Genomic DNA, 24,637 nt, shown 5'->3' on the forward strand with positions numbered 1-24,637 from the left:
CGGGTACGGGGGCCGGTCCGCGTCCGGAGCGCCGGCGTCTGACACGATGCGCCGGTGATCGACCTCGGATACGCCCTGTCCCGCCGCTTCCCCGACCCGCCGCAGACCGACTACCGGACCGCGGACGTCCGCGCGCTGCGGCACGACCTGTTCTGCGGGGACGTCTATCTGGCCGAGGGCGAGCGGGAGCTGTCCACCCGCTGGGGCTGGGTGCCGGTGCTGGACTTCGCCTGGGCGCTGTGCGCCATCGTGGAGGAGCTGGACCGCGACCCGCTCGGCAGCCGGGCCGCCCGGCCGCAGTACGCCGAGTTCGACTTCACCGAGTCCACCGACCGGCTGCGCTTCGTCCGCCGCTTCGGGCACGTGGACGTGACCGCGGACTGGGCCGAGGACGAACCGCCGCTGATCCTGCACCACGCCGAGCTGCGCCGCGAGGCACGGGACTTCCTGCACGACCTGGTCGCCGACCTCACCGACATGCACGACGGGCTGGACGCCAACCCCGCCGTGTGGGGGCTGCTCGCGCGGTATCCCCGCGTCTGACCCGGCCTGTTCGCTCAGAGCGAACAGCATCCGCAGGTGTCCGCCGCCCCCTGCGTCTGCCCCGAAAACCGGGCCCCGGGCGTGGATCACCACCGGGACTTGGGAACTTCTTTACGCTGTCCGGTAGTTGTTCAGAGCGCATACCCGGCCGCATGAAACACCCATGAACCCGTACACATCGACCCCGAGCACGCGTAGGAGAGACCGCCATGGCCCTGTGGGACCGCTTCAAGGAATCCGCCCAGACCATGCAGACCCAGCTCACCGCGAAGAAGAACGACCTCAAGAGCGGGGCCTTCCGTGACGCCAGCATGGCGATGTGCGCCCTGGTCTCGGCGGCGGACGGCTCCGTCGACCCCTCCGAGCGGCAGCGCGTGGCCGCGCTGATCGCCGGCAACGACGTCCTGCAGAACTTCCCCGCGATGGACCTGCAGCGCCGTTTCGACGACTACCTGAACAAGCTCGCCGCCGACTTCGACTTCGGCAAGGTGGCGATCCTGCAGGAGATCGCCAAGGTGCAGAAGAAGCCCACCGAGGCCCGTGCGGTCATCCAGATCGGTATCGTCATCGGCGGCGCGGACGGCGTCTTCGACAAGAGTGAGCAGGCCGTGGTCCGCGAGGCGTGCTTCGCGGTGGGGCTCAACCCCGCGGAGTTCGACCTGTGAGTCGATGACGGGGCTGTCGCTGGATTCGGAGGGCCGTTCGATGCCGGGCGACGAGGAGGTGGCGCTTGCGATCTACCAGGCGCTCCGGGCGCAGGGCGGCATCTCCTCCGAAGAGGAGCTGTGCAAGGCCGCGGGGGTGGACGCGGACCAGGCCAGGCGGGGACGCGGGCGGCTGCACGAACTGGGCCTGGTCCAGGTCGTCGACGGGGTCCTGGAGCCGGTCGAGCCCGACACCGCCCTGGTGCGGACCATGGACGCCTACCACGCCAACGCGGCCGAGCAGGTCCGCAACGCCACGGCCCTCCAGCAGCTGACCCAGTCCCTGATGACGCTCTACCGGCCGGCGGTCGCCCGGGACGCCTCGCAGGTCGAGGTGGAGTACATCATCGACCGCCGGCGCAAGGACCGCACCATCGTCGCGCTGGAGACCACCACCCAGCGCTCGGTCGACGCGATGCACCCCGGCCCGATGCCGACCGCCCAGGTGCTGGAGACGTCCCTTGAGCGGGACGTGGAGACGATGGAGCGTGGCGTGCGGCTGCGCGCCATCTACCCGCTGGCCCTGCTCCAGAGCCCGCGCTACTCCGGTTACCTGCAGGAGCTGCACGACGCGGGCGTGGAGGTGCGGCTGCTGGACCACGCGCCGCTGGACATGATCATCCACGACCAGGCCGCGGTGTGCCTGCCCGCGGATCCGGACCACCCGGGCACGGCGATGCTGGTGGTCCGCGGGGTCGCCCTCATCCGCGCCTACAGCGCCTTCTACGACGACTTCTGGCTGCGCGCCGTCCCGTACACCACGGCGCAGAACGGCTCGGGCGCCAGCGGGCTGACCCTTCAGGAGCGGGCGGTGATCCGGCTGATGGCCGGCGGCCTGAGCGACGACCAGATCGCCCGCAAGATGGGGGTGCACCGCCGTACCGTGCAGCGCGCGGTGGCCAAACTGATGGAACGGCTCGACGCCTCCAGCCGGTTCGAGGCCGGCCTGAAACTCGGCCAGGACCCGGAGCTGGTCAAGGCGCTGCGCCCGGCGTCCGCCGGTGGGCCGTCCGTTCCCGCCCCCCCATAGGTCCGGGAACGAACGGCACCGGCGAGGTGGGAGCCAACGGGCCTGGTCGGCCCCCACCGTTGTCGGACAGCGCCCCCCCCGGGGAAAAACCGGGCGAGCGTGCCGGTTGTGTGCCGCCGTCCGACCCCTGGCCGCGGCGACTCGGGGGAGCCGCGACCAGGTGGCACCTGTCGGTGCTGCGGACTCTCGGTAGGCGGGAAGTTACGCCGTGAGGGGCCGCCTCTGATTGGTACCCGACGACACCGCGTCATGCCTAGCGGGTAGGTGGCCGGACAACGCCCTCATCACGCGATGAAAGCGTTTCCTACCTGCGGCTTTTTCACTCCCGGACGGCACCTGTCCAAAAAGGGACACATACCAATCTGGACAGTCCCGGAGCCCCGGAACGCCCTGTTCCGCCCTGGCCTGTCCCTGACGGACGGTGACGGTAAGCGGTTGAGCCGGAGGCGCCCTCCGCGTGGTTCACCGCTCGCGGGCGGCACGCCACTCGGGGGCCAGCACCGACCAGATCTCGGTGTCCTGCCGCACGCCGCGGTAGGGGAAGTCCTGGCGCAGCACACCGTCGCGGGTCATGCCGAGCCGCTGCGCGACCTTGACGCTCGGCGTGTTGACGGCCGAGACGTGCCACTCCACCCGGTGCATCTCGCGCTGGTCGACGGCCCAGTCGATGAGGAGCCGCACCGCCCGGGTCACCAGGCCGCGTCCCACCGCGGCCGGCTCCAGCCAGCAGCCCGCCTCGCACGTGCCGGTGGCGGCGTCGAACACGCGGAACAGCACGCCGCCGACGAGGAGGCCGTCGAGCCGGATGCCGTAGAGCCGGCCGGTGTCGGCGGCCGCCTTGTCCGCGTACGACTGCAGCCAGGTGCGGGCCGAGGCCAGATCCGTGACGAGGTCGGGCAGCCCCACGTGCTGCCCGATGAAGTCCCGCCCCCGGTCGATGTGCGCGAGGAACTCGTCCGCCTGCCACGGCTCCAGCGGTTCGAGCGTGGCGCGGTCCCCGAGGGGCGTGGCGAACATCCTCATCCTCCGTCGTCAGCGGGACATCCTTGAGCGATCCTTCCACGCCCCCGGGCCCGTATCCCGCCTCCGTCTCGTGGTGGGCAGCCCGAACGATGTGGACGGGGTCCGCCCCTTACTGCCCCTGCGGCCCCTTTCGCCGCCGGGGGGGGAGGGCACACGGAGCGATGCGGCCACTCGGCAAACGGCACACGGACCCGCCCGCCCCCACGCCGGGAATCCGGTACGGGGCGGACGGGTCCGTGGAAGGAAAGGCTGAGGTTCAGACCAGCTTGTTGTAGACGCTCCAGCCGCTACCGACGTTCTCGCGCGCCGCATACGGCGCCTGGGCGTTGCCCGTCCCCCGGTACAGGTACAGCACACCGTAGACGTCACGGCCGAGGATGTCGGCCCGGCCGTCACCCGTCAGGTCACCGGGCACGACCAGGGCGTCGTAAACGCCCCAGCCCGTCCCCACCTTGGTGGGCCTGGCGAAGGGAGCCGCCGCGCTGCCCGTCCCCTGGTACAGCCACAGCGCACCGGATGCGTCCGTCGCCAGCAGGTCCGCGCGGCCGTCACCGGTCAGATCGCCCGTGCCCGCGAGGGGGTTGTACGCGTTCCAGCCCGCACCGATCTTCACGCGGGCCGCGAACGGCGCCGTGGCGCTCGACGTCCCCGGGTACAGCCAGAGCACGCCCGAGGTGTCACGCGCAAGCAGGTCCGCGCGGCCGTCACCGTTCAGATCACCGGCCCCCACAAGGGAGTTGTAGATGCTCCAGCCGGCGCCGACCTTCGCACGGGCCTCGAAGGGCCTGGCGTCACCGCCCCCGCGGTAGTACCAGAGCACACCGCTCGTGTCCCGGGCGACCATGTCACCCACCCCGTGCACGGTCAGGTTCGACAGCGCGGTGATCGCGTCGTACCCCTGCCACCCGTTGCCGACCGCGACGCGCGCCTGGTACGGCGCGGACGCGTTGCCCGTCCCGTCGTAACGCCACAGCGTTCCCGCGGCGTCCCGGCCGAGGAACCGCGTGGCGGCGGAGGTCCGTGGCGCCGCGACGACGGCGAAACCGGCCGTCGCCTCGGGGTTCGCCGCACCCGCGTCCGACGCCTGGAAGCGGACGTCGGCTGTCAGTTGCCACGCGTCGACGTTCGCGCCGGCCGCCACGGTGTAGCCGATGGTGTGGTCACCCGCGGGCAGGTCGCAGGACACGGCCTCCGCCGCTCCGTTGACCGCTCCCATCACGTGATCGCACGCGCCCTGCGAGCCGCCGCTCACCGAGGTGACCTTGAGGTCGACGGTGCTGTCGCTCCAGTCGGGCTGCCCGTCCGCGGGCCGGAACGCGACGGTGAGCCGACCCGCGCTCTCGGCGTGGACCCGCACGGTGTGCGTGGCCGTCGAGGAGGCGGACACGTCCGCGGTCGTCAGATCGAGGGCGGACTGCGTCTCCTCGACCAGGCCGTGCTCGGGCGCGGAGTCTTGTGGGCTGGTCGGCTGGCCGTCGTAGTCGCCGACCGCGAGGAACCGGCTGCCGCCCGCTCCGTCGATGGGTGCGACGTCGTGGAAGTACGAGGTCCGGGGTCCGGCATCGGGGATGGCCGCCCCGGCCTGCTTCGTCCAGGTCGCGCCGTCGTAGTGCCAGAGGACCGCGTCGGACATCAGGGTCGAGTAGTCGCCGCCGGCGGCCCACAGTCCGCCCTGCCCGTCCGGCCGGAGGGACTCGAGGTAGTAGTCCGACAGGGCGCCGGTGACGTCGTGCCAGGACGAGCCGTCCCAGTGCTGGACGCGAGTCCGCATCGCACCGGACTGGTCCCAGCCGCCTATGTAGATGTCGTCCGCCGAAGTGGCGGCGATCGCGGCCATCGGCACGCCTGCGGGTGTCGGCGCGGTGATCGGCGTCCACGTCGTGCCGTCCCAGTGATACAGCACGGGTTCGTCCTCGGCCCGGAAGTTCATGCCCGTCGCGTAGGCGTCGTCGGCCGACAGGGCGTCGATGCCCCGGATGTCCACGCCCTCGGGCAGCGAGAAGGTCTGCCAGGCGCCGTCGCTGTAGGTGTAGAGGGCGTTGCCGCCCTCGAAGACCCGGCCGGGCACGGCTTTGAGCGGCACCTCGATCCAGTCCCGGTCGAGTGGGCCCGCAGCCTCCACGGCCGACCACCGCCGGCCGTCGAAGTGGGCGATGTACTGCGTACCGCCCGTGATGGTGCTGACGGTGCCGTAGGCCCACACGTCGTTCGCCGATGCGGCGCTGATGGCGGACCACTCCTGCACCGCGGGCAGCGCCGGATCCGTGACCGGCGACCACGTCTGGCCGTCCCACTGCATGATGAGGCCACCGCCTGTGCCCGAGCCCGCCGCCCAGGCGTGGTCGGCGTCCACCGACGTGACGGACCGCAGCGACAACGCTGCGCTGTCGCCGGACAGCGTCGCCTTCCACCCCGGCGTCGAGGCGTGATGGGTGGCCGGTGCCGTGTCGGCGGAAGCCGTTCCCGCGGAGCCGACGAGTGCGGCGAGCAGGGCCAGTCCCGCTGCTCCTGCTACGGCGAGCCGTTTGGTGTGCGTGCGCTTCCGTGTGATGGTGCGTCCCCTCCCTTGGTCAACGTCCCCTCAACAGAGGTGCGTTGAGTTGTGCCGCAGGGTGTCGAGCGGGGCTGGACCGAACGTGCGCCCACGCGCGGGTGCCACACGGCCCCGAACGATCGGCACGTGTCCGGCTCCCATGGAGTCCCCCTCCTCGCGCGGCGCGTCCCGGCACCCGCGGCCTCGGCGTGTGCGCCGGCCTGCGGGCCCGTCAGCCATGCGTGGGCCGGGCGCCGTACGTGCCCGCCCGGTCACCGCTCCCCCACGGCCACGGCAGTCTGCCACAACGAGTGCGGCCGCCGTCGGGCGGATGATCGGTGCGCCCGATCTGACCGGCTACGCGCAGGCTCGACGGGCTCCGCCCGCGGCGGCTTCATGCCCTGGAAGCAGGTGGGCCCGGGCCCGCTGGATTTCACCGACGTACTGGGCGAGCCCGAAACGCACTTCCTCGATGAGAGCCCCGTCCGAACCCGGGTAATTCAGGCCCGACCAGAGCACGGTGTGGCCTCGCAACCGGAGTCGGACGCGGAGTTCGCCCGCATGCTCCGCTGGGGCTCGGTCGGGGTACGGGCCCGGCTCGACGACGTGGGCGACACTCACGGAGCGGACGGTCTCCGTCGGATAGAGGGGGCCACCCGGTCGCAGAAGCCGGCCAGGATGCCAGCCACGGGCCCTGATGTCGGTGCGCGTGATCATGTCGAGGCCGTCCACGATCAGGTACGCGTGCATCGCCGCGCACAGTGGCGGCCCGGGACAGCGGCCCACGAGCAGCGTCGCGACCGCACTGCTGCCTCCGGCACGGGTCGGATCGTCCCGAAGCCGGCGTGCGGGTCTACGCGGCATCCGCCTTTCGGAAAGCCATGAGGCGATCGTAGCCCCGGGAACCCGGACACCGTCAGGGGAGGACGTCATCCCTGCTCGGGACCGGCGCAGCGCCCAGCGCCCAGCGCTACATCGTGGTGATGTGCCGCCCCGTCACCTGCGTCGGCCGCACCCGTACCCACAGCGCACGCTCCCCGCCGGCCCACGGTTCCAGATCGTGTTTCGCCGCCAGCCGCTCGGCGGCCGCCGCGTCGTCGATCCGCTCGGCGGTGCCGGTGACGAGGACGCTCCAGCCCTGGCTGAGGTCGTCGTCGATGCGGTCGGTCTCGAAGGACACGGACGCCCCGCTGCGGGGTGCGGCCGCCCCCTGCTCCGCCGTCCGGTAGAGGATGGTCTTCGTGTCGACCACGTAGTTGACGGGGAAGACGGCCGGTCCCGGCTCGGACGGCAGCGCGATCCGGCCCACCCCGTGCGTGCCGAGCTTGTCCCAGCACTCGGGCTCGGTCAGCCGCGCGAGGACCGGCCGCTCGGCAGCCTCCGACTGGCCGGGCGGCAGGTCGTCGCGGCCCTCCAGCAGCTCGTGCCGCGTCAGCCCGAGCGCCGCCGCGATCCGGAGGAGCCCGCCCGGGTCGAAGTCGGGTTCGCAGACCAGCAGGTGCTCCAGGTACTTCGTGGACATGCCCGCCTTCCTGGACAGCTCCCGCTCGGTCATGTCGAGCTGGGTGAGCCGCTCGGCGACGCGGCTCGCGAGATCGTGCGGCACGGTGTGCTCCGAACGGGGATCGGCGGCAGGGGGCGGCGGCGAGGAGGCCGGCACGGTCACGGGGAACGACGGTGCCGGAGGCCCGCGTCCCGCGACGGAGATCTCCGCCGGGGCCGGGCTCCCCCGGACCGGCATCGCCCACGCGCCCGGCTCCTCCGGACCAGCATCACCCACGCCGGAAGGCCCCGCCACGCAGGCCGAGCGCCCGCACCGACCGCCGTACCCCGGGTGGCCCACCCGACCCCCCGCACCCCGGGTGGCCCACCCGACAACCGCCGCCGGCCTCACCCCACAGCCCCCGGCACCTCCACCGCCGACCCGGGCGCCACCACGTACGACCGATCCCCCACCTCCACCCGCAGCCGCCGCTGGTCCGACGCGGGAACGCTGATCCGCAGGTGCGGCCCGTGGAGGGCGAGGCCGACCCCCCAGTGCTCCCGGTACCGCAGCGACAGGCCGAAGCGCGACAGTTCCGGCAGCGGGACGGGGTCCAGCCGCAGGCCGTCCTCCAGCGGCGTGAGGCCGGTCAGGCCGCGCTGGACCAGGTCGAGGGTGCCGGCCATCGCGCCGAGGTGGATGCCCTCGCCCGTCGTCCCGCCCTGCAGGTCGGCGACGTCGCCGAGCAGCGCCTCGCGCACGCACGCCCAGGCGCCGCCGCGCCGGGACCGGGCCAGCACCCAGCCGTGGACCAGGCCGCTGAGCGTCGACCCGTGACTGGTCCTGGCCAGGTAGTGGTCGACGGTCGCGGTCCAGGTCGCTTCGTCCACGGCGTACCCCAACTGCCGGAACAGCGAGCCGAGTTCGTCGGCGGGGAAGAGATAGCCGAGCATCAGCACGTCGGCCTGCTTGGACGCCTGGTAGCGGTTGACGCTGTCCCCCTCGGCCTCCAGGATCCGGTCGAGCCGCCGGATGTCGCCGTAGCGGCGCCGGTAGCCCGCCCAGTCGAGCTCCGCGAGCTCGCCGTAGCCGTCGAACTGGCTGACGACGCCCGCGTGGAACGGCACCCGCAGCCGGTGGGCGACGTCCCGCCACAGCTCCAGCTCGGCGCGGTCGACACCCAGCTCCCCGGTGAGCGCGTCCCGGCGGGGTGCGGGCAGGGCGGCGACCAGGTCCAGGGCGCGGCTCAGCACCCAGGCGGCCGTCACGTTGGTGTACGCGTTGTCGTCCAGGCCGGGCCGGTCGGCGTCCGGATAGGCGTCGTGGTACTCGTCGGGCCCCATGACCCCGCGGATGCGGAACCGCGCGCGGTCCTCGTCCCAGACGGCGCTGTGCGCCCAGAACCGGGCGATCTGGAGCAGCGTCTCCGCGCCCTCACCGTGCAGGAACGCGGTGTCGCCGGCGGCCAGGCAGTACTGCCAGACGTTGTACGCCACCGCCGAGCCGACGTGGTGCTGGAGGTGGGTGTGGTCGGGCAGCCAGCGGCCCGAGCGCGGGTTGAGGTGGAGGCGCTGGGTCTCCTCCCGTCCGTCGCTGCCGCTCTGCCACGGGTAGAGCGCGCCGGGCCGCCCGATCGCGGCCGCGGCCCGGCAGGCGGCGGGCAGGCGCCGGTGGCGGTAGCACAGCAGGGCCCGGGACACCTCGGGCAGGTGGAGGTTCAGGAAGGGCAGGACGAACAGCTCGTCCCAGAAGACGTGGCCGCGGTAGGCCTCGCCGTGCAGGCCGCGGGCGGGTACGCCCACGTCCAGGTCCGCGGTGTGCGGCGACAGCGTCTGCAGCACGTGGAACTGGTGCAGCCGCAGGACCCGCCCGGCCTCGCCCGGCACCTCCAGCCGCGCCCGCTGCCACAACTGCGCCCACGCCGCCGTGTGCCCGTCGGTCAGCGTGGCCGCGTCGGCCGCCCGGGTCACCCGGTCGAGGGCGGCGCTCAGCGGGTCGCTGATCGCCGGGTCACGCGAGGTGTGCAGGGCGACGACCTTCTCGACGGTGACGCGGCGGCCCTCGCCGACCGGCACCGCGAGCACGCGCGCGGCCCGGGTCGCGGTCGTGCCGGACGCCGACGTGCGCGGGACGGGCGCGGCGCCCCGGCCCGCCCCGCCGGTCAGCCGCACCCGCGCGGCGAGGGCGACGTGGATCCCGGAGTGCGTCGTCCGGCAGGTCAGGGACAGCGTCTCCGGACCTGGCGTGCCGGGGGTGACGTCCGCGAGGTGCCGGCCGTTCAGTTCGCGGTAGCGCTCGACGCCCTCGTTGCGGACGTCGCCGTCGAGCGCGGCCTCGATCTCGAGCTCCCGCGAGGTGTGGCGCGGGCCATGGCCCGCCCCGTGGCCTGTCCGGTCGCCCGCCCCGTCGTCCGGCCAGGCGTCCACGGTGACCTGGAGGCGCTGGACGGCGAGGTGCGGGTCGGCCATGTGGACCAGGCGGGTCTCCTCCAGCGTCACCGTCCGCCCGGCGGCGTCCCGCAGCGTCGTCCGCCGGTGGGCCAGGCCGCCGTGCAGGTCCAGCGTCTGGACGTAGGCGAGGACGGTGGCCTCGTCCGGGGTGAACCAGTCGCCGCCCGCGGGGCGCACCCGCAGCGGGAGCCAGTTGGGCAGGTTGACGAGGTCCTCGTTCTCCACTTCGCGCCCGGCGACGTGCGAGGTCAGCCGGTTGTAGCAGCCCGCGGCGTAGGTGCCGGGGTAGTGCACGGGCCCGGCCGGCGTCTCGGCGGCGGCGCCGCGGGTGGCGAAGTAGCCGTTGCCGAGTGTGCAGAGGGCTTCGCGCAGGCGTTCGGCGGAGGGGTCGTACCCCTCGTAGCTCCAGGTCCACGTGGGGTCGGGGCCCGCGGGGCCGGGGTCGGGGTCAGGCCGGGGCTCGGGGGCATGCTCCGGATGGCCCTGGTCCGGCCGGGACTCGGGGTCAGGCTCCGCCCGGCGTACGGGTTCGGGCCGGGGCTCGACATCCGGTTCGGGCCGGGCCCGGGTCTCGACATCCGGTTCGGGCCGGGCCCGGGTCTCGACATCCGGTTCGGGCCGGGCCCGGGACCCCGCTCCGGGTTCGGGCCCGGCTCCGGACGCCGCCTCGGCCCGGGGCCCCGCGCGGCGCCGGCTCACTCCTTGGTGATCCGTACGCGATGCGGCTCCGTCCTGACCGGCACCGGCACCGGCGCGGTGACCGTCAGCACGCCGTTGTCATAGGTGGCGGTGACGTCGTTCTCGTCCACCCCCGGCGGAAGCTGCACGCTGCGCGTGAAGGAGCCGTAGCGGAACTCCGACCGCTCCTTGTCCTTCTTCTCCTCGGCGCGCTCGGCGTGGACGGTGAGCACGCCGCCGTCGACCGTGATCTCGATGTCCTTGTCGGGGTCGACGCCCGGGAGCTCGGCCCTGACCGTGTACGCCCCCTCCTCCCGGCTCTCCTCGACGCGGATCGGGTGCTCGCCGCCGGACCGCAGGTCGAGGGGCAGGTCCTCGAACCACTCCGAGAACGGCGGCCACCAGCGCGGACGCCGTTCCGTCTGCCGTGAAGTCATGCTGATCGCTCCCTCCGGGGTCCTCCGCCGGCTCCGCGCCGCACGCGAGGCGGCGCACACGAGGCGGCGCATGCGAGGCGCCGCCCCGGCTTCGGGCACCGGCACCGTGCCCGGCGTCGGCCGGGACCACCCCTCTGCTCCACGGTCCTCCCTGTCGGGCGGGGGCGCATCCGCCGGACAGGGCGCTGCGGGATCGCGGCCGGCTGCGCCCGGAGCCGGGACGCGGAGGATGCCCACGACCGTGGCGGGCGTCGTCCCGTCGCGCCGCCGCCCCGACCGGCGCGCGCGCCGCCGTTGTCAGTGGCCGCCGCTAGCGTCCTGGCCCTGGGCCGAGCTCGGAGCGACGGCGATGGCGGATGGGGGCGGTAGCGATGGAGTTCCGGATCGAGCGGCGGGCACTGGCCGAGGCCGTGGGATGGGCGGCCACGTCCCTGCCCGCGCGGACGCCCGTCCCGGTGCTGGGCGGCCTGCTGCTGGAGGCCGGCGACGGACGGCTGCGGGTGTCCGGCTTCGACTACGAGGTGTCCGCCGCGATCGAGGTGCCCGCCGAGACGCCGGCGGCAGGCCGGGTCCTCGTCCTCGGCCGGCGCCTGACCGACGTCTGCCGCGTCCTGCCGGACGTCACCCTGCGCTGCGCGCTCGAAGGCTCGCGCTTCACCGTGGACGGCGACGGCACGCTGTTCGGGCTGTCGACGTTGCCGTTGCAGGACTACCCGGCGGCCCCCGAACCGCCGGAGTCCCAGGCCGCGGTGGACGCCGCGGAGTTCGCGTCGGCCGTCGCGCAGGTCGCGGTGGCCGCGGGCCGCGACGACACGCTGCCGGTGCTCACCGGAATCCAGGTCCGGCTGGACGGCGACCTGATGACGCTGGCGGCCTCCGACCGGTACCGGTACGCCGTGCGCACGCTGCCGTGGAAGCCGGAACGGCCGCTCCCCGAGCCGGTGGACCTGGTGGTGCCGGGGCGCCGGCTCACCGAACTCTCCCGTGCGCTGGCCAAGTCCGGTGTGCTGCGGGTGGGTTTGAGCAGGTCGGCCGCCGGGCTGATCGCCTTCGAAGGCGCGGGGATGCTGGCGACCCTGCGGCTGCTGGAGGGACGGCTGCCGCGCTACGACAAGCTGTTCACCCTGGACGGCGCCGCGGTCGCGACCGTGGAACGCGAGCCACTCGCCGACGCCGTCCGCCGCGTGGCGGTCGTGGCCGAGCCGAACAGCCCGATCCGGCTCGACTTCTCCGCCGGGGGAACCGTCGTGCTGCAGGCCGGCTACGAGGACGACGTCGCCTCGCAGCATCTGGCGGCGAAGCTGGAGGGCACCGCCGGCATGGCGACCGCGTTCAATCCGGCGTACCTGCTGGAGGCGCTCACGTCCTTCACCACGCCCTGGGTGCGGTTCGAACTGCTCGGCCCGGGCCAGCGCGCGCTCCTGACCGGCGCCCCCGACGCATCGGCCTCCCCCGAGGTGCCGGCCTCCCCCGAGGTGCCGGCCTCCCCCGACGCCACCCCCCACCGCCACCTGCTGATGTCCCTCCGCCCCCTGGCCTGACGCCCTTCCCCTTCCCTGGACTCAGGCGGTGGCGTAGCCGGGGATCATCGCCTTGATGCGCTCGAACTCGCGCGGGTCCGAGGCGCCCTGGAAGTCGTACCGGGGGGTGTAGGGCAGTTCCAGGCGGCGGGCCTCCTCGTCGGTGAGGTCGAGGTCGAGGGAGGCCACGGCGTCGTCGATCTGCTCGATCGTGCGGGCGCCCACGACGGGGGCCGCGACGACGGGGTTGCGGCGCAGCCAGGCCAGGGCGACCTGGGCGCGCGGCACACCTCGCGCGGCGGCCACGGCACCGACTTCGTCGATGATGGCGCGGTCGCTGTCGGCGGTTGCCTGGTACAGCAGGTCCGCGTAGGCGCCGTCGGTCGCGGACCGCTCGGTGGCGCGCGCCTGCTCGAAGGGGCGGGCGAGGCGGCCGCGGGCCAGCGGGCTCCAGATCATCGTCGCCACGCCCTCGTCGGCGCAGAGCGGCAGCATCTCGCGCTCCTCCTCGCGGGCGAGCAGGTTGTAGTGGTCCTGCATGGTGACGAACCGCGCCCAGCCGTGGCGTTCCTGCAGGTGCAGGGCCTTCGCGAACTGCCAGGCGTGCATGGACGAGGCCCCGATGTAGCGGGCCTTGCCGGCCTTCACGACGTCGTGCAGGGCTTCCAGGGTCTCCTCGAGCGGGGTCTCGTTGTCGAAGCGGTGGATCATGTAGACGTCCACGTAGTCGGTGCCGAGACGGCGCAGGCTGTGGTCGATCTCGCTCATGATCGCCTTGCGGGACAGGCCGCCGCCGTTGGGGCTGCCGGGCCGCATGGTGTGGCGGACCTTGGTGGTGATCACCACGTCGTCGCGGTTCGCGTAGTCCTTGAGCGCGCGGCCCAGGATCTCCTCGCTGGAGCCGTACGAGTAGAGGTTGGCGGTGTCGAAGAAGTTGATGCCCGCGTCGAGGGCGTGCTTGATGAGGGGGCGGCTGGACTCCTCGTCGAGGGACCATACGGGGTGGCCGCGGTCGGGCTCGCCGTAGCTCATGGCGCCGATGGCCACCGGGGAGACGTCGAGGCCGGTCCTGCCGAGTTTGATGTAACGCACGAGGGGCTCCTACAGTGGAATGAGCGTGAACGGAGAACTCTCCGCTTCACCTCCCCGTACGGTAACGGAGAACTCTCCGGATAGCAATCGGATGATCGGGCGCGCCGGGTACGACCGCGTCCGCATCGGTGGTCCCCGCGCCACCAGCACCCGGCCCCCGGGACCCAGCACCTGACGCCCAGCCCCAGCACCCCCATCGACCCGCGGCTTCGCCCCACGCGCACCAGGAGGCCCCTGTGCCCGAGACCCCGCAGCAGCGCTCCGACGCGCTGAAGAACCGGGAGACGATCCTCCAGGTCGCCCACGACGCGCTGGCCGAGTCCCCGAACGCCTCGCTCAACTCCATCGCCAAGCGGGCAGGCGTCGGCCCCGGCACGCTCTACCGGCACTTCCCGACGCGCGAGGCGCTCATCCTGGAGGTCCACCGGCACGACGTGGAGCGCCTGGTCGCCGCCGTGGACGACGCGCTCGCCGCCAACCCGCCGCTGGACGCGCTGCGGCAGTGGTTCACCACGCTCGCCGCGTATGTACGAATCAAGCACGGGCTGGGCGAGGCCCTGCATTCGGCCGCCGCGCAGGAGGTCGTCAGCGCGTCCTGGCCGCCCGTCACCGCGGCCGTGGGCCGGCTGCTCGACGCGTGCGAGCAGGCCGGGGAGGTGCGGCCCGGTATCGACCCGGTGGACGTCATCATGCTGCTGAGCTGCCTGTGGCGTACCCCCGACAGTCCCGAGGGGGCCGCCCAGGCCGGCCGCCTCCTCGAACTGGCCATCGACGGCTTCCGCCCCTAGGGCACACCGCTGCCCGGCCTGGAGTGAGGGTGTCGCGGCGGGCCGGCCGACTCGGGCCCGGGGGTGCGTGCGCGGCCACACGGCGCGGGACCGTCCGCCGCCGTGCGTTGTCGTGCGTTGTCGTGCGTTGTCGTGCGTGACCCTTCGTCGCCGTGCGTTGCCGTCCGTTGTCGTACCCACGCCCTAGCGTGACGTCCCTCCGCGGTCCGGCCGAACCCGATCGGGCGGGCCGCCCCTGCGCGGAACAGGAGGCACGGTGGCCCTGCACTGGCACGGATACGCGTGGACCGGGAACGGTGGGATCCCCGACTCGCAGCGGCGCCCCGATCCCGACATCGGCTTCCGCGGCAACGACTATCCACCGCTCGTGACCGGCCACTGGCTGCTGAAGCCGCAGCGGCTGATCCGCGGCACGTGGGACGAGCCGGACGCGGCGATCTCCTGGCTGCGCGAGCAGTACGAGGCGTCGCCGGAGCCGGGCGGCCCGGCCTTCGAGACGCGGATGTGGCACGCCGCGGACGGCCTGCCGCGCGGGAACGACGTCACCTGGGCGTACTGGCTCGGCGGCGGCCGGTTCGCCCACTTCAGCGTCGTGTCCTGCCCGCGCCGCCTGGAGCCGGGGATCAACTGCCCTACGGGAGAGGGCTGATGATCGCATCCGTGCCGGCGCCGCCTCCGTGGACGGGGGACGTCAGATCAGCACGTCCTTGAAGTACACGCTCGCGTAGCGTTCCAGGCTCGTCATGTCGGGCCGGGAGGCGAAGCCGAAGCACAGCCGCAGGTTTCCGCCGACGGTCCGGTAGACCATCATGCCCTCGGGCTCGCGGTAGAAGAGCGTCTCACCGGCCTTGGTGAGGGAGCGCTGCACGACCGTGCCGGTGTTCATGTCGATGGCCGTGACGTAGGAGTCGATGTCCGCGGGGTCCTCGTGACCCGTGCCGTCCAGGGTGTACAGGTAGCTGCCGAGCAGCGTGTATCCCTGGAAGGTCACCGACCCGCTGCCCAGGGCGGGTTGGGGGAAGTGCGCCAGCGGGCTGGAGAAGTCGCCCGCGGCGGCGTCGGCGAGCGGGAACAGGCTGTAGTACATGCTGCCGCCCTCGTTCCGCCGGACGAGCAGCCGGTTGTTGGCGGGGTCGGTCGCGCAGGTGATCGTCTTGCTGCCGGTGAGGAACTTCTGCACGGACGACGGGGTCGCGCCGTCGACGAACTTGAACCGGGCGAGCGCGGTCCCGCGGCCGGCATCGCTGTGCGCGTCGGAGTCGCACTCCATCCAGATGTACGACGACGTCCCGACCGGCTCGACGCCGATCGACACGCCGTGCCCGGCGTTGCTGACGTGCATGTGCCCCGTCAGCACACCCTCGATGGTCAACTCGTTGACGCACAGGTCGTCGCCGTCGCTGCCGTTCTGGATCTGCGCGATGTAGAGGCGGCGGTTGACGTTGTCGTAGGCCATGCCCTGCATCGCGTGGTGGGTCTCGTGCAGGGAGACGCTGCGGAACCGCTCGGTGGACGGCTGCGACAGGTCGAAGCGCTGGGAGGCCGGGACGTCGGCGGACGCATCGGCGGCAGGCAGGGCGAGGGCCGCGCCGAGGCCTAGCAGCCCGGCACCGGTCATCCGTAACGCCGTGCGGCGGGAGAGTGGGGTCGACATCACGTCACCCTGGCATCACCCGTGACACTCGCGCAATGGCTGCGGCCTCGGCCTGGACGGCGGAACGGAACTGGGCTACCGCTGCTGCCCTCGTTCTGGGGCCGCGGCCACGCCACCGAGGGTGCGCGGGCGTTGGTACGCCACGGCTTCACCCAGCTGCATCTCGATCGGATCGTGGCCACCACGATGACGGTCAACACCGCGTCCCGCCGGGTGATGGAGAAGTCGGGCCTGTCCCTGACCCGCACCTTCTTCCTGGACTGGCCCGACCCCATCGCGGGCGCCGAACACGGCGACGTGGAGTACGCGGTCACGAGGGAGGCGTGGGCTCGGCGCCACGACCGCGGGTAGCCGCCGGCGGCCGAGCTCCGTCCCTCGGGTGTCCCCTGGCGGTCTCGCCCTCGACGCAATCAGCATCGTCAACTTCCCTGCTCCCTCGCCCAGTTGCGCCCGGCGGCACCGACGTCGTCCCGGGCGTCGACACCCCACACCCACTGACCGCACAGGAGGAGACCTCGTTGACCACACCCACGCCGCCGCTGTGGACCCTGCTCGAGAACCAGCCGGGCCCGCGGTGGATCGCGCACCGCGGCGGCTCGCTACTGGCTCCCGAGAACACCATCGAAGCCTTGCGCGCCGCCGACCAACTCGGCGCGGACGCCGCGGAGATGGACGTGTACGTCGTCGCCGACGGCGGCCTGATGGTGATGCACGACGGCACCGTGGACCGCACGACGAACCTCACCGGCACCCAGTCCACGGCACTGACGGTGCCGGCCGCGCTGCGAGGCCGCGTCGACGCGGGGAGCTGGTTCTGCAACACCTGGCCCAGCGACCTGCGGATACCGGTGTTCGCCGACGTGTGCGCAGACATCGCGCCGCGGCTGCCGCTGATCGTCCACTGCAACAACCACGGCTCCGGGAACCCGGCGGTCGCCGAAATCGTCCGGCAGGACCTCGGCGGGCGGGTGCTCGTCATGGGCTGGTGGGAGTCCGAACTCGTCGCCGCCCGCGCGGCCGGCATCCCGTCGCTGCTGCTGTGCCCGGACGGCACACCACCCGCCGGGCAGACGTGGAACGGCCTGCTGGCAGCAGGTACGGCATACGTGGGCGTGGACTACACGCAGACGTCGGCGGCGACGATCACGTCCCTCGCGGCGGCGGGCCTGCGGGTGATGGTCTACACGGTCAACTCCCGTACGGATTACGCCGCTCTGCCGAAGGACGGCAGCGTGTGGGCGGTCATCTCGGACGACCCCTGGTACGTGCGCGGCACGGCCCCGATGCGCACGAAGGACCTGTTCTCCGCGGGCACGTTCTTCCACGGCATGTCGGCCCCGACGGACCTGGTGGACTACCGCGGCAGCTTCACCCCCGGGGCCACGTCCTGGTGGGGTCTGGACGGCACCCGCGCCGACGTCACCGCCGACAACGACTCCTACGCGAGCTGCCGACACGGCTACCTCGGACCGCTCGCCTCGACGTTCACCGTCGACACGGACCTGGTCTTCGACAGCGCCTCGTCCGGCACCGCGAGCGCGCAGCTCACGCTCACGGTCGGCGACGTGCCGTACGACGACCACCCGTCGGGGAGCAGCACGGCGGCCAACGGTTACAACGTGCTGCTGCGGCAGTCCGGGGTGATCGACGTGTACAAGGTCGCCGCCGGCACGCCGACGAAGGTCGGGACCGTCACCACGGCCGCGGTGACGATCGGAGCCGTCCAGCACCTGCGGGTGCAGGTCACCGCGACCAGCCTGATCGTGACGCGGACGAACGCGGCGACCCCGAACAGCGTCACGGTGTCCGACGCGACGTACCGCGGCACCATGTACCCCCACCTCGGCGTCCGCCACGCCTCCACCCGCTGGTCCGCCCTCACCATCTCCTGACCCCAGCCACCTCCTCCGGCGGCGCGGTCGGAGTACCTCCGGACGTACAGCCCCGAGCCGCACTTCGGTTCGGGGCTTCTCCGTATGCAGGCAAAGGGTTCGCCGTCCCACTGGCCGGTCGAGCCAAGGTCACGGCGGCCCTGCTCCGGGCCCATATGGACACACTCGTCGAGCGGTACATCGAATCCCGGAAGCCGCACGGAATGCGGCCACCCTTTTGATCCCCAAGGCTGATGGGCGTTGTCAGAGGCCTCTCCTAGCCTCTGGCCATGAGCATGATCGGGGAGTACCTGCGCGTGACGGCCGCCCAGCTCGACCGGGCGATTCACGATCCTGACTGGGCGTGGACCTTCGTCGAGCAGGTCCAGGATGCCGAGGAGGAATCGGAGCCCGCGCCGACCGCAGCGCGCCACTTCAGCACGTACAAGACCTGGGACCTGCTCCGGTTCCTCCTGGAACGCGCCGAGTTCCCGGTCGACGTCATCCACGGTGAGGAACCGTTCGCCGAACAGGACAACTGGGGTTACGGGCCGCCGAGGTACCTGCCGTCGGAGCGAGTGCGGATCGCGGCGCACGAGCTCCGGGCCATCACGTACGACCAGCTCGTCAGCGGCATCGATCCTGCTGACCTGACCAAGGCAGAGGTGTACCCCCTCGGGTGGGACGAGCCCGGGGCACTCGAGTGGGGGCGTCATTGGCACGAGGGCCTGACCCAGTTTCTCGAAGCCGCGGCCGCAAAGGACGATGCCGTGCTCGTCTGGCTGGACTGACCGGCCGGGATACGAGTTCGGGGTTCGTGGGACGCGCGGAGAGCCGGTGGTGAAGACGTACGCGCAGCAGGGACCGCATACGGCCCGTCTTCGAGGCCGCCGTGGACGTTCACGAAGGTCATACAGACATCCTGGCCCCCGACAGTGGGGTCAGGCGTACGGCAGCAGCGAGGCCGTGTCGAGATCGAAGTCGAACGGTTCAGGGATGCGGAGGCCCTCGCCGAAGTCCGCGTCCTCACGGCGGTGATACTTCTTGCCGTCCGCGTGGCTGAAGAGTGTCACGGTCTTCAACCTGGCGTCGACCAGGAGGTAGAGCGGGATTCCCATCACCGGATAGTCACGAACCTTGCCCACCCAGTCGTTCTCGGGGTTCGAAGGCGACACCAACTCGACGGCGATGGCCGCGGTCTCCGCGGGAACCTGGTTGTCCGTGGTCTCCAAGACCTCTGCCGGCAAATAGGTCAGATCGGGGTTGCGGCTCTTGCCGACGCCAGGCGAGACCAGATCGGTGTTCTCGCTCGGCAGCAGGTCGCCAGGGCAGTGCGCGTCGAACTGCCGACGGAGAACCAGGAGGTTGCGCTGGTGGATGCCGGAGGGCCCGACCATCATGACAATGGTGTCGCCCGAGATCTCGGCCTTGAACCCGTCCGGCAGACTCCTGCGGGCCTCCTCAAGGAGTGCGAAGTGCTGCGGGTCCATGCTGCTCCTCCCAGGACTGGCTGCCCGGTCTCCAAGACTAGCTTGGAACCGCTGCTGAGGCCCTCGACGCTCAGGGCCGCGAACCCGCCCTTCGCTGCTCGCCGCCGCCGGCCCCGTAGTGGCACGTGAATGGCACGGACCCAGGAACGACGAAGGGCCAGGTACCGGAGACAACCACTCCAGCCTGGCCCTTTTGCTTGAGCCCCCTGTCGGGTTCGAACCGACGACCCCCGCTTTACAAGAGCGGTGCTCTGGCCAGCTGAGCTAAGGAGGCGCAGTCGCAGTGTACCGGGCCGGGGAGGGGGCGGGCCGGGAGTTCCTGGGTGCCGGACGCGCGGGCACGGCCGGGGGACGGGGGCGGCGGCGCGGGCGGTGGCGGAAGGCGGGCGGAGGGTGGGGGAAATCCGGGGGCGGGAGGCTGGTGACAAGGCGCGTTCGGGCAGGTAGCGTCACGGCAGACCCGCGCACAGCGGACTAGACCTTTACTCGGATCGTCCGGCACGTTCCTGCCGGTGAAGGGACTGTACTCAGTCATGGCAACTGTCACGTTCGACAAGGCGACCCGGATCTACCCGGGTGGCGACAAGCCCGCGGTGGACGGCCTCGAGATCGAGGTGGGCGACGGCGAGTTCCTCGTCCTCGTCGGCCCCTCCGGCTGCGGCAAGTCGACCTCGCTCCGCATGCTCGCGGGCCTGGAGGACGTCAACGCCGGCGCCATCCGCATCGGTGACCGCGACGTCACACACCTGCCCCCGAAGGACCGGGACATCGCGATGGTGTTCCAGAACTACGCGCTGTACCCGCACATGACCGTCGCGGACAACATGGGCTTCGCCCTGAAGATCGCCGGCGTGAACAAGGCCGAGATCCGCAAGCGCGTCGAGGAGGCCGCCAAGATCCTCGACCTCACCGAGTACCTGGGCCGCAAGCCGAAGGCCCTCTCCGGTGGTCAGCGCCAGCGTGTCGCGATGGGCCGCGCCATCGTCCGTGAGCCGCAGGTCTTCCTCATGGACGAGCCGCTGTCGAACCTCGACGCCAAGCTCCGTGTGCAGACCCGTACCCAGATCGCCAGCCTCCAGCGCCGCCTGGGCGTCACCACGGTCTACGTCACCCACGACCAGGTCGAGGCCATGACCATGGGCGACCGCGTCGCGGTGCTCAAGGACGGCATCCTCCAGCAGGTCGACAGCCCGCGGAACATGTACGACAAGCCGGCCAACCTCTTCGTCGCGGGCTTCATCGGCTCCCCGGCCATGAACCTGGTCGAGGTGCCGATCGCCGACGGTGGCGTGAAGTTCGGCAACTCCGTGGTCAGCGTCGAGCGCGACGCGGTGCAGGCCGCCGCCGACAAGGGTGACCGCACCGTCACCGTCGGCGTCCGCCCCGAGCACTTCGACATCGTCAACGGCGACAGCGCGCTGTCCAAGGACGGCCCGGCGGGTCTGGCCGTGACCGTGAACGTCGTCGAGGAGCTCGGCGCCGACGGTTACGTGTACGGCTCCGCGCAGGTCGGCGGCGAGCACAAGGACCTCGTGATCCGCGTCGGCGGCCGCGAGATCCCGGAGAAGGGCGCCACGCTGCACGTCGTCCCGCGCGCCGGCGAGACCCACGTGTTCGCCACCTCCACGGGCGAGCGCCTCAGCGACTGACACCGCCCGGCGACGGCGGGCCCGCGCCCGCCGTCCGCCCGGACCTCCGGAACGCCGGAACGCTGGACCTCCGGAACGCCGGGGACGTCCGAACGTCGGCAGCTCTGACAGAACGGCCGGCCGGTACGCACACCACGTACCGGCCGGCCGTTCCGCGTTCGGACCCGAGCCTGGGCCCCGGCCCGCTCCGAGCCCCGGCCCGCCCCAACTCCCCCCGCATACATAGCCATATCCGGCCTTTCGAGTGTGTTCGTCAACTCCCGCACCCCGCATGGGGCATGACCCCTCCCCCGGGAGGGTGACCAAATGTCGCCAAATCATCACGAGCAGCTACCATCCCATGCGTGAACCAGGTAGCTCGCCGACTCGGCAAGACATTCGCGCTCGTACTCCCGGTCGTTCTCGTCCTGTCGGGAACGCTCGCCGTCACCCGCGTTCCGTGGGTGGCCTCCTCCTCGGACGCGCAGGTGCTGACCGCCTCCGCGAAGAGCGCGCGCCAGGTGGCGGCCGAGAAGGCCGCCCTGTCGCCCCAGGAGGCGCTGCGGCAGCGTCTACTGGCCGAACTCCAGGAGAAGGATCCGGGCGTGGCCTTGACCGACCTCCAGGTGGCCATGGCCCAGCACCCGACGCTCGCCAAGTACTGCGTGTCCATCGCCCGTTCGCTGGGCCGCGCGGCCGTCGCCAAGTACGACGGCGCCGCGCGCCGCGCCCAGGCGTGGTCCCGGCCGGTGTGCGACACCGCCTTCGCCACGGGCGTCGCCTCCGTCGGCTGACGCCCCGGCCCGCACGCACGGACGGCCGGTCCGCCCGGCCGGTCCGCCCGGCCGGGCGGACCGGCCCTCCGCCCGCCCGGACCATCCCCCAGCGACCCCGACCACCCCGACCACCCGGGCATACGAACAGCCCCGGCACCCGGACACCCCGGCACACCAGGGGCGTGCGGCCCGCCCTCCGCGGGCGGCACGCCCCTGTCGCATAGGGTGCGCTGCATGACGTCCGCGCAGCATCACGCTCACAACCCCGTCAAAGCGGTCACGCAGGCCGTGCTCCTGGCCGGCGGTCAGGGCTCGCGGCTGCGGCCCTACACCGACGACCGGCCCAAGCCCATGGTCGAGATCCCCGGTACCGGCACCCCGATCATCGGCCACCAGCTCGCCTGGCTCGCCTCTGAGGGCGTCACCGACGCGGTGGTCTCCTGCGGGCATCTGGCCGAGGTCCTGCAGGAGTGGCTGGACGGCACGCCCCTGCCGCTGAACGTCACCACGGTGGTCGAGCGCGAGCCTCTGGGCCGCGGCGGCGGCCTGAAGTACGCGGCGGCCTCGCTCCCCCGCAAGAACGAGCCCTGGTACGCCACCAACGGCGACATCTGGACGCGGTTCTCGCTGCGGGAGATGGCCGCCTTCCACGAGGAGCGGGCCGCGGCCGCCACCCTCGCCCTCGCCCGGCCGCGCATCCCGTGGGGCGCGGTGGAGACCAACGAGTTCGGCCAGGTGCTGGACTTCATCGAGGCGCCGCCGTCGCCGTTCCTGATCAACGCGGGCGTGTACGTGTTCTCGCCCGAGTTCACGGCCATGCTGCCGGACCAGGGCGACCACGAGCGGACGACGTTCCCGGGTCTGGCCCGCGAGCGGCGCCTGGCCGGCTTCCCCATCCCGCAGGGCGCCTACTGGCGGGCCATCGACACCGCGAAGGACCTCACCGAGGCGGCCAAGGAACTGGGCACCCACCCGTCCGCCTGACCCTGCCCTCCGGGACGACACACCCTCCCACGAACGATCCCCGGCATGAGCCCAGGCACGCGAACCCGGGCACGACCCCACCTACGATCCCGGACGCACGGAGGCGGCCCGCACCGATCCCCACCGGTGCGGGCCGCCTCGTTCGTGCGCGAGCCCCGCGGCGCCCTCCCGCGCCACCGCGCGGCGCCCCCTGGTCCCGCGCGGCCACACGACCACGTGACCACGCGGCCGCGAGCCCCCGCGCTACCGCCTCACGCGTTCCCCTGCGGCGCCCCCGACGAGCCCCCGGCCGCGCCGCCGGGCGACAGCCCGAGCAGCAGGCCGGTCGGCGAGTGGCTGCCGAGCAGGCCGCCGATCGCGCCGCCCTGCGTCGGCTTGGGCGCCGGCGAGGGCGGCGGGGGCGCCTGGGTGGGCGCGCTGTGCGTCGGCGCCTGCGAGCCGCTCCCGCCCGAGGTGCCGGAGCCGCTCGGCGTACTGGTCGAGTGGCTGTACCCGCTGGTGCCGGTGCTGCGGCTGCTCGGCCGATGGGTCGCCGTGGGCGACGGGGTCTGCGCGGCCGGGCTCGCGTGCGCCTTGCGGTGGGCCGGCGCGGAGGTGGGCGGCACCGGGGAGGTCCCGCTGCCCGCGCTGTCGCCGCCGGTGACCTCCGGCAGCGGCGAGCCCGGCAGGTTGTTGGTGGGTGTGACGGCGGGGGCCGGCCGGCCGGTGTGGGTGCTGCTGGCGCGCACGGCCGCGCCCAGCACCGAACCGATCAGCAGGGTCAGGCCGATGACGACGGTGGCCAGCACCGCGCCGCGGCGCAGCACCCGGCGCCGCAGGTCCCACAGGTCGACGCGCGGGCCGAGCTTGCGCCAGGCGTCCGAGGCCAGGCGGCCGTCGACGGAGTACACCGGCGCGCCGGCGATGATCAGCGGGCTCCAGGCGGCCAGGTAGATGAAGTCCGGGGCGTCGTAGACCGGGACGGTCCGCCAGCTCACGGTCACCAGCAGCGCCACGGACAGCGCCGCCCCGATGGTGGCGGCGACCCGCTGCCACAGGCCGAAGACGGTCAGCACGCCGACGACGACCTGGAGGAAGGCGATGCTGAGGCCGGCGCCGACCGGGTGGTTGAGCGCGGTGTCGCGCAGCGGTTCGGCGAGCGCCCAGGGGTGGAGCGACCGCAGCCAGGTGACCATGGAGCCGCGCTGGCCGCCGTCGAAGTAGACGCGGTCGCAGAGCTTGCCCATGCCGGCGTAGATGGAGATGAAGCCGAGGAACACCCGCAGCGGCAGCAGGACGATGCCCAGGTTCATCCGGCGCCCGGGGTACCAGGCGTGCTTGACCGGCTCGCCGCGGCGGTTGCGGGGCCGTCGCTCGTACGGGTCGGCGTCGAAGTCGCCGCCGTCCGGGCCGTAGCGGTCGGCGTCGTCGCCGTACTGCCGGTCGTCGTCACGGCCGATGCCGCGGTAACCGACCACCGGTTCGCGGTCACCGGCGCGCGGGCGGGGCGGCCCTGCGTGCCGCCCGGAGTGCCGCTCGCCGTACTGCTCGTCGTACGTCCCGCCGTACTGGTCGGCGTAGCGCTCGTCGTCGTACCGCTCGTCGTCCGCGGGCCCGTGGGGGCGCGGGAGCAGGCCGGTCGGGGCGTCGTCGCCGCGGCTGCGCTGGCCCACGACGGTCGGCACCACCGGCGGCAGCACGGTTGTCTCGTCGACCCGCGGCAGCACCTGGGTGGCGGCACCGGAGTCGGCCCGGCGTACGGCCTGCAGGAGTTCGCCGGCCAGCGCGTCGCCGGGAGCGCTCTGCCCGGACCAGACCACCGGTGCCCGACGCCGGCCGGCGCTCTGGGGCACGACCGGGATCTTCGCGGTGTCGTCGAGGCCGAGGGCACGGGTCGAGGTCCCCCCGAGCCGCACCCGGAAGCTCGCGTGATTGACGACCACCTGGGCGGGATCGCTCGGAACCCGAGGCATC

At 72.6% G+C, this 24,637-nt stretch carries 21 protein-coding genes and 1 tRNA gene; 12 read left to right on the plus strand and 10 right to left on the minus strand.

Annotated elements, in window-relative coordinates; all coding sequences use genetic code 11:
- Nucleotides 1–54 precede the first annotated feature (54 nt).
- The 3 genes from K7862_RS21590 to K7862_RS21600 all read left to right on the plus strand — a co-directional run bounded on the left by K7862_RS21590 (nt 55) and on the right by K7862_RS21600 (nt 2,277).
- A complete protein-coding gene (locus tag K7862_RS21590) occupies nt 55–543 on the plus strand; it encodes a hypothetical protein (protein WP_222964996.1) in 489 nt (162 codons plus the stop codon).
- A gap of 209 nt (nt 544–752) precedes the next feature.
- Complete coding sequence (locus tag K7862_RS21595; protein WP_222964998.1) at nt 753–1,208, plus strand: tellurite resistance TerB family protein; 456 nt, start codon at nt 753–755, stop codon at nt 1,206–1,208.
- Between the two features lie 4 nt (nt 1,209–1,212).
- Nucleotides 1,213–2,277, plus strand: coding sequence for a helix-turn-helix transcriptional regulator (locus tag K7862_RS21600; RefSeq protein WP_222965000.1), 1,065 nt, complete (start codon nt 1,213–1,215; stop codon nt 2,275–2,277).
- A 462-nt stretch (nt 2,278–2,739) separates the two neighbouring features.
- On the opposite strand, the gene K7862_RS21605 is transcribed toward K7862_RS21600, so the two are convergent.
- The 5 genes from K7862_RS21605 to K7862_RS21625 all read right to left on the minus strand — a co-directional run bounded on the left by K7862_RS21605 (nt 2,740) and on the right by K7862_RS21625 (nt 10,881).
- Nucleotides 2,740–3,294, minus strand: coding sequence for a GNAT family N-acetyltransferase (locus K7862_RS21605; RefSeq protein ID WP_222965002.1), 555 nt, complete (start codon nt 3,292–3,294; stop codon nt 2,740–2,742).
- A gap of 262 nt (nt 3,295–3,556) precedes the next feature.
- Entirely contained in the window at nt 3,557–5,599 is a 2,043-nt protein-coding gene (locus K7862_RS21610; RefSeq protein ID WP_222965004.1) for an FG-GAP repeat domain-containing protein, read from the minus strand.
- A gap of 1,204 nt (nt 5,600–6,803) precedes the next feature.
- On the minus strand, nt 6,804–7,439 hold the full coding sequence (locus tag K7862_RS21615) for a helix-turn-helix domain-containing protein (protein WP_308012108.1): 636 nt from the start codon (nt 7,437–7,439) through the stop codon (nt 6,804–6,806).
- A gap of 284 nt (nt 7,440–7,723) precedes the next feature.
- Nucleotides 7,724–10,465: a glycosyl hydrolase family 65 domain-containing protein gene (locus tag K7862_RS21620; protein ID WP_222965006.1), complete on the minus strand. Its 2,742-nt coding sequence runs from the start codon at nt 10,463–10,465 to the stop codon at nt 7,724–7,726.
- The gene (locus tag K7862_RS21625; protein WP_222965008.1) at nt 10,462–10,881 is read right to left on the minus strand and encodes an Hsp20/alpha crystallin family protein; all 420 of its coding nucleotides are present in this window, start codon (nt 10,879–10,881) and stop codon (nt 10,462–10,464) included. The genes K7862_RS21620 and K7862_RS21625 overlap by 4 nt, the downstream gene beginning before the upstream one ends.
- Before the next feature lie 371 nt (nt 10,882–11,252).
- On the opposite strand from K7862_RS21625, the gene dnaN reads away from it, so the two are divergent.
- Entirely contained in the window at nt 11,253–12,422 is a 1,170-nt protein-coding gene (dnaN, locus tag K7862_RS21630; protein WP_222965010.1) for a DNA polymerase III subunit beta, read from the plus strand.
- 21 nt (nt 12,423–12,443) lie between these two features.
- Here the strand turns inward: dnaN and K7862_RS21635 are convergent, their stop codons facing one another.
- A complete protein-coding gene (locus K7862_RS21635) occupies nt 12,444–13,493 on the minus strand; it encodes an aldo/keto reductase (RefSeq protein ID WP_222965012.1) in 1,050 nt (349 codons plus the stop codon).
- Nucleotides 13,494–13,729: 236 nt separating this feature from the next.
- On the opposite strand from K7862_RS21635, the gene K7862_RS21640 reads away from it, so the two are divergent.
- Both K7862_RS21640 and K7862_RS21645 read left to right on the plus strand, forming a co-directional pair.
- On the plus strand, nt 13,730–14,281 hold the full coding sequence (locus K7862_RS21640) for a TetR/AcrR family transcriptional regulator (protein ID WP_222965014.1): 552 nt from the start codon (nt 13,730–13,732) through the stop codon (nt 14,279–14,281).
- Nucleotides 14,282–14,537: 256 nt separating this feature from the next.
- Nucleotides 14,538–14,930, plus strand: coding sequence for a hypothetical protein (locus tag K7862_RS21645; RefSeq protein WP_222965016.1), 393 nt, complete (start codon nt 14,538–14,540; stop codon nt 14,928–14,930).
- Between the two features lie 42 nt (nt 14,931–14,972).
- Here the strand turns inward: K7862_RS21645 and K7862_RS21650 are convergent, their stop codons facing one another.
- The gene (locus tag K7862_RS21650; protein WP_222965018.1) at nt 14,973–15,935 is read right to left on the minus strand and encodes a phage baseplate protein; all 963 of its coding nucleotides are present in this window, start codon (nt 15,933–15,935) and stop codon (nt 14,973–14,975) included.
- Between the two features lie 21 nt (nt 15,936–15,956).
- On the opposite strand from K7862_RS21650, the gene K7862_RS21655 reads away from it, so the two are divergent.
- The 3 genes from K7862_RS21655 (at nt 15,957) to K7862_RS21665 (ending at nt 18,597) form a co-directional block, all read left to right on the plus strand.
- Nucleotides 15,957–16,286 carry a GNAT family N-acetyltransferase gene (locus tag K7862_RS21655; RefSeq protein ID WP_372461619.1) on the plus strand — a complete coding sequence of 110 codons (330 nt, stop codon included), beginning with the start codon at nt 15,957–15,959 and terminating at the stop codon, nt 16,284–16,286.
- A gap of 167 nt (nt 16,287–16,453) precedes the next feature.
- Nucleotides 16,454–17,827 (plus strand): glycerophosphodiester phosphodiesterase, encoded by a 1,374-nt coding sequence (locus K7862_RS21660; RefSeq protein ID WP_222965020.1) that lies wholly within the window; start codon nt 16,454–16,456, stop codon nt 17,825–17,827.
- 269 nt (nt 17,828–18,096) lie between these two features.
- Entirely contained in the window at nt 18,097–18,597 is a 501-nt protein-coding gene (locus K7862_RS21665; protein ID WP_262413567.1) for a YfbM family protein, read from the plus strand.
- A 150-nt stretch (nt 18,598–18,747) separates the two neighbouring features.
- Here K7862_RS21665 and K7862_RS21670 read toward each other — a convergent pair whose 3' ends face one another.
- Nucleotides 18,748–19,296 carry a Uma2 family endonuclease gene (locus K7862_RS21670; RefSeq protein ID WP_222965022.1) on the minus strand — a complete coding sequence of 183 codons (549 nt, stop codon included), beginning with the start codon at nt 19,294–19,296 and terminating at the stop codon, nt 18,748–18,750.
- A 200-nt stretch (nt 19,297–19,496) separates the two neighbouring features.
- Nucleotides 19,497–19,570: transfer RNA gene (locus K7862_RS21675), tRNA-Thr, on the minus strand.
- 259 nt (nt 19,571–19,829) lie between these two features.
- Here K7862_RS21675 and K7862_RS21680 point away from each other — a divergent pair.
- The 3 genes from K7862_RS21680 to K7862_RS21690 all read left to right on the plus strand — a co-directional run bounded on the left by K7862_RS21680 (nt 19,830) and on the right by K7862_RS21690 (nt 22,684).
- Entirely contained in the window at nt 19,830–20,945 is a 1,116-nt protein-coding gene (locus K7862_RS21680) for an ABC transporter ATP-binding protein (RefSeq protein WP_222965024.1), read from the plus strand.
- Nucleotides 20,946–21,289: 344 nt separating this feature from the next.
- On the plus strand, nt 21,290–21,718 hold the full coding sequence (locus tag K7862_RS21685; protein WP_222965027.1) for a hypothetical protein: 429 nt from the start codon (nt 21,290–21,292) through the stop codon (nt 21,716–21,718).
- A 216-nt stretch (nt 21,719–21,934) separates the two neighbouring features.
- Nucleotides 21,935–22,684: a nucleotidyltransferase family protein gene (locus K7862_RS21690; protein WP_222965029.1), complete on the plus strand. Its 750-nt coding sequence runs from the start codon at nt 21,935–21,937 to the stop codon at nt 22,682–22,684.
- A 251-nt stretch (nt 22,685–22,935) separates the two neighbouring features.
- Here K7862_RS21690 and K7862_RS21695 read toward each other — a convergent pair whose 3' ends face one another.
- A complete protein-coding gene (locus K7862_RS21695; protein WP_372461621.1) occupies nt 22,936–24,636 on the minus strand; it encodes a DoxX family membrane protein in 1,701 nt (566 codons plus the stop codon).
- Between the last annotated feature and the right edge of the window lies 1 nt (nt 24,637).

It is taken from the genome of Actinacidiphila acidipaludis, from assembly GCF_019890725.1.
Classification (GTDB): domain Bacteria; phylum Actinomycetota; class Actinomycetes; order Streptomycetales; family Streptomycetaceae; genus Actinacidiphila; species Actinacidiphila acidipaludis.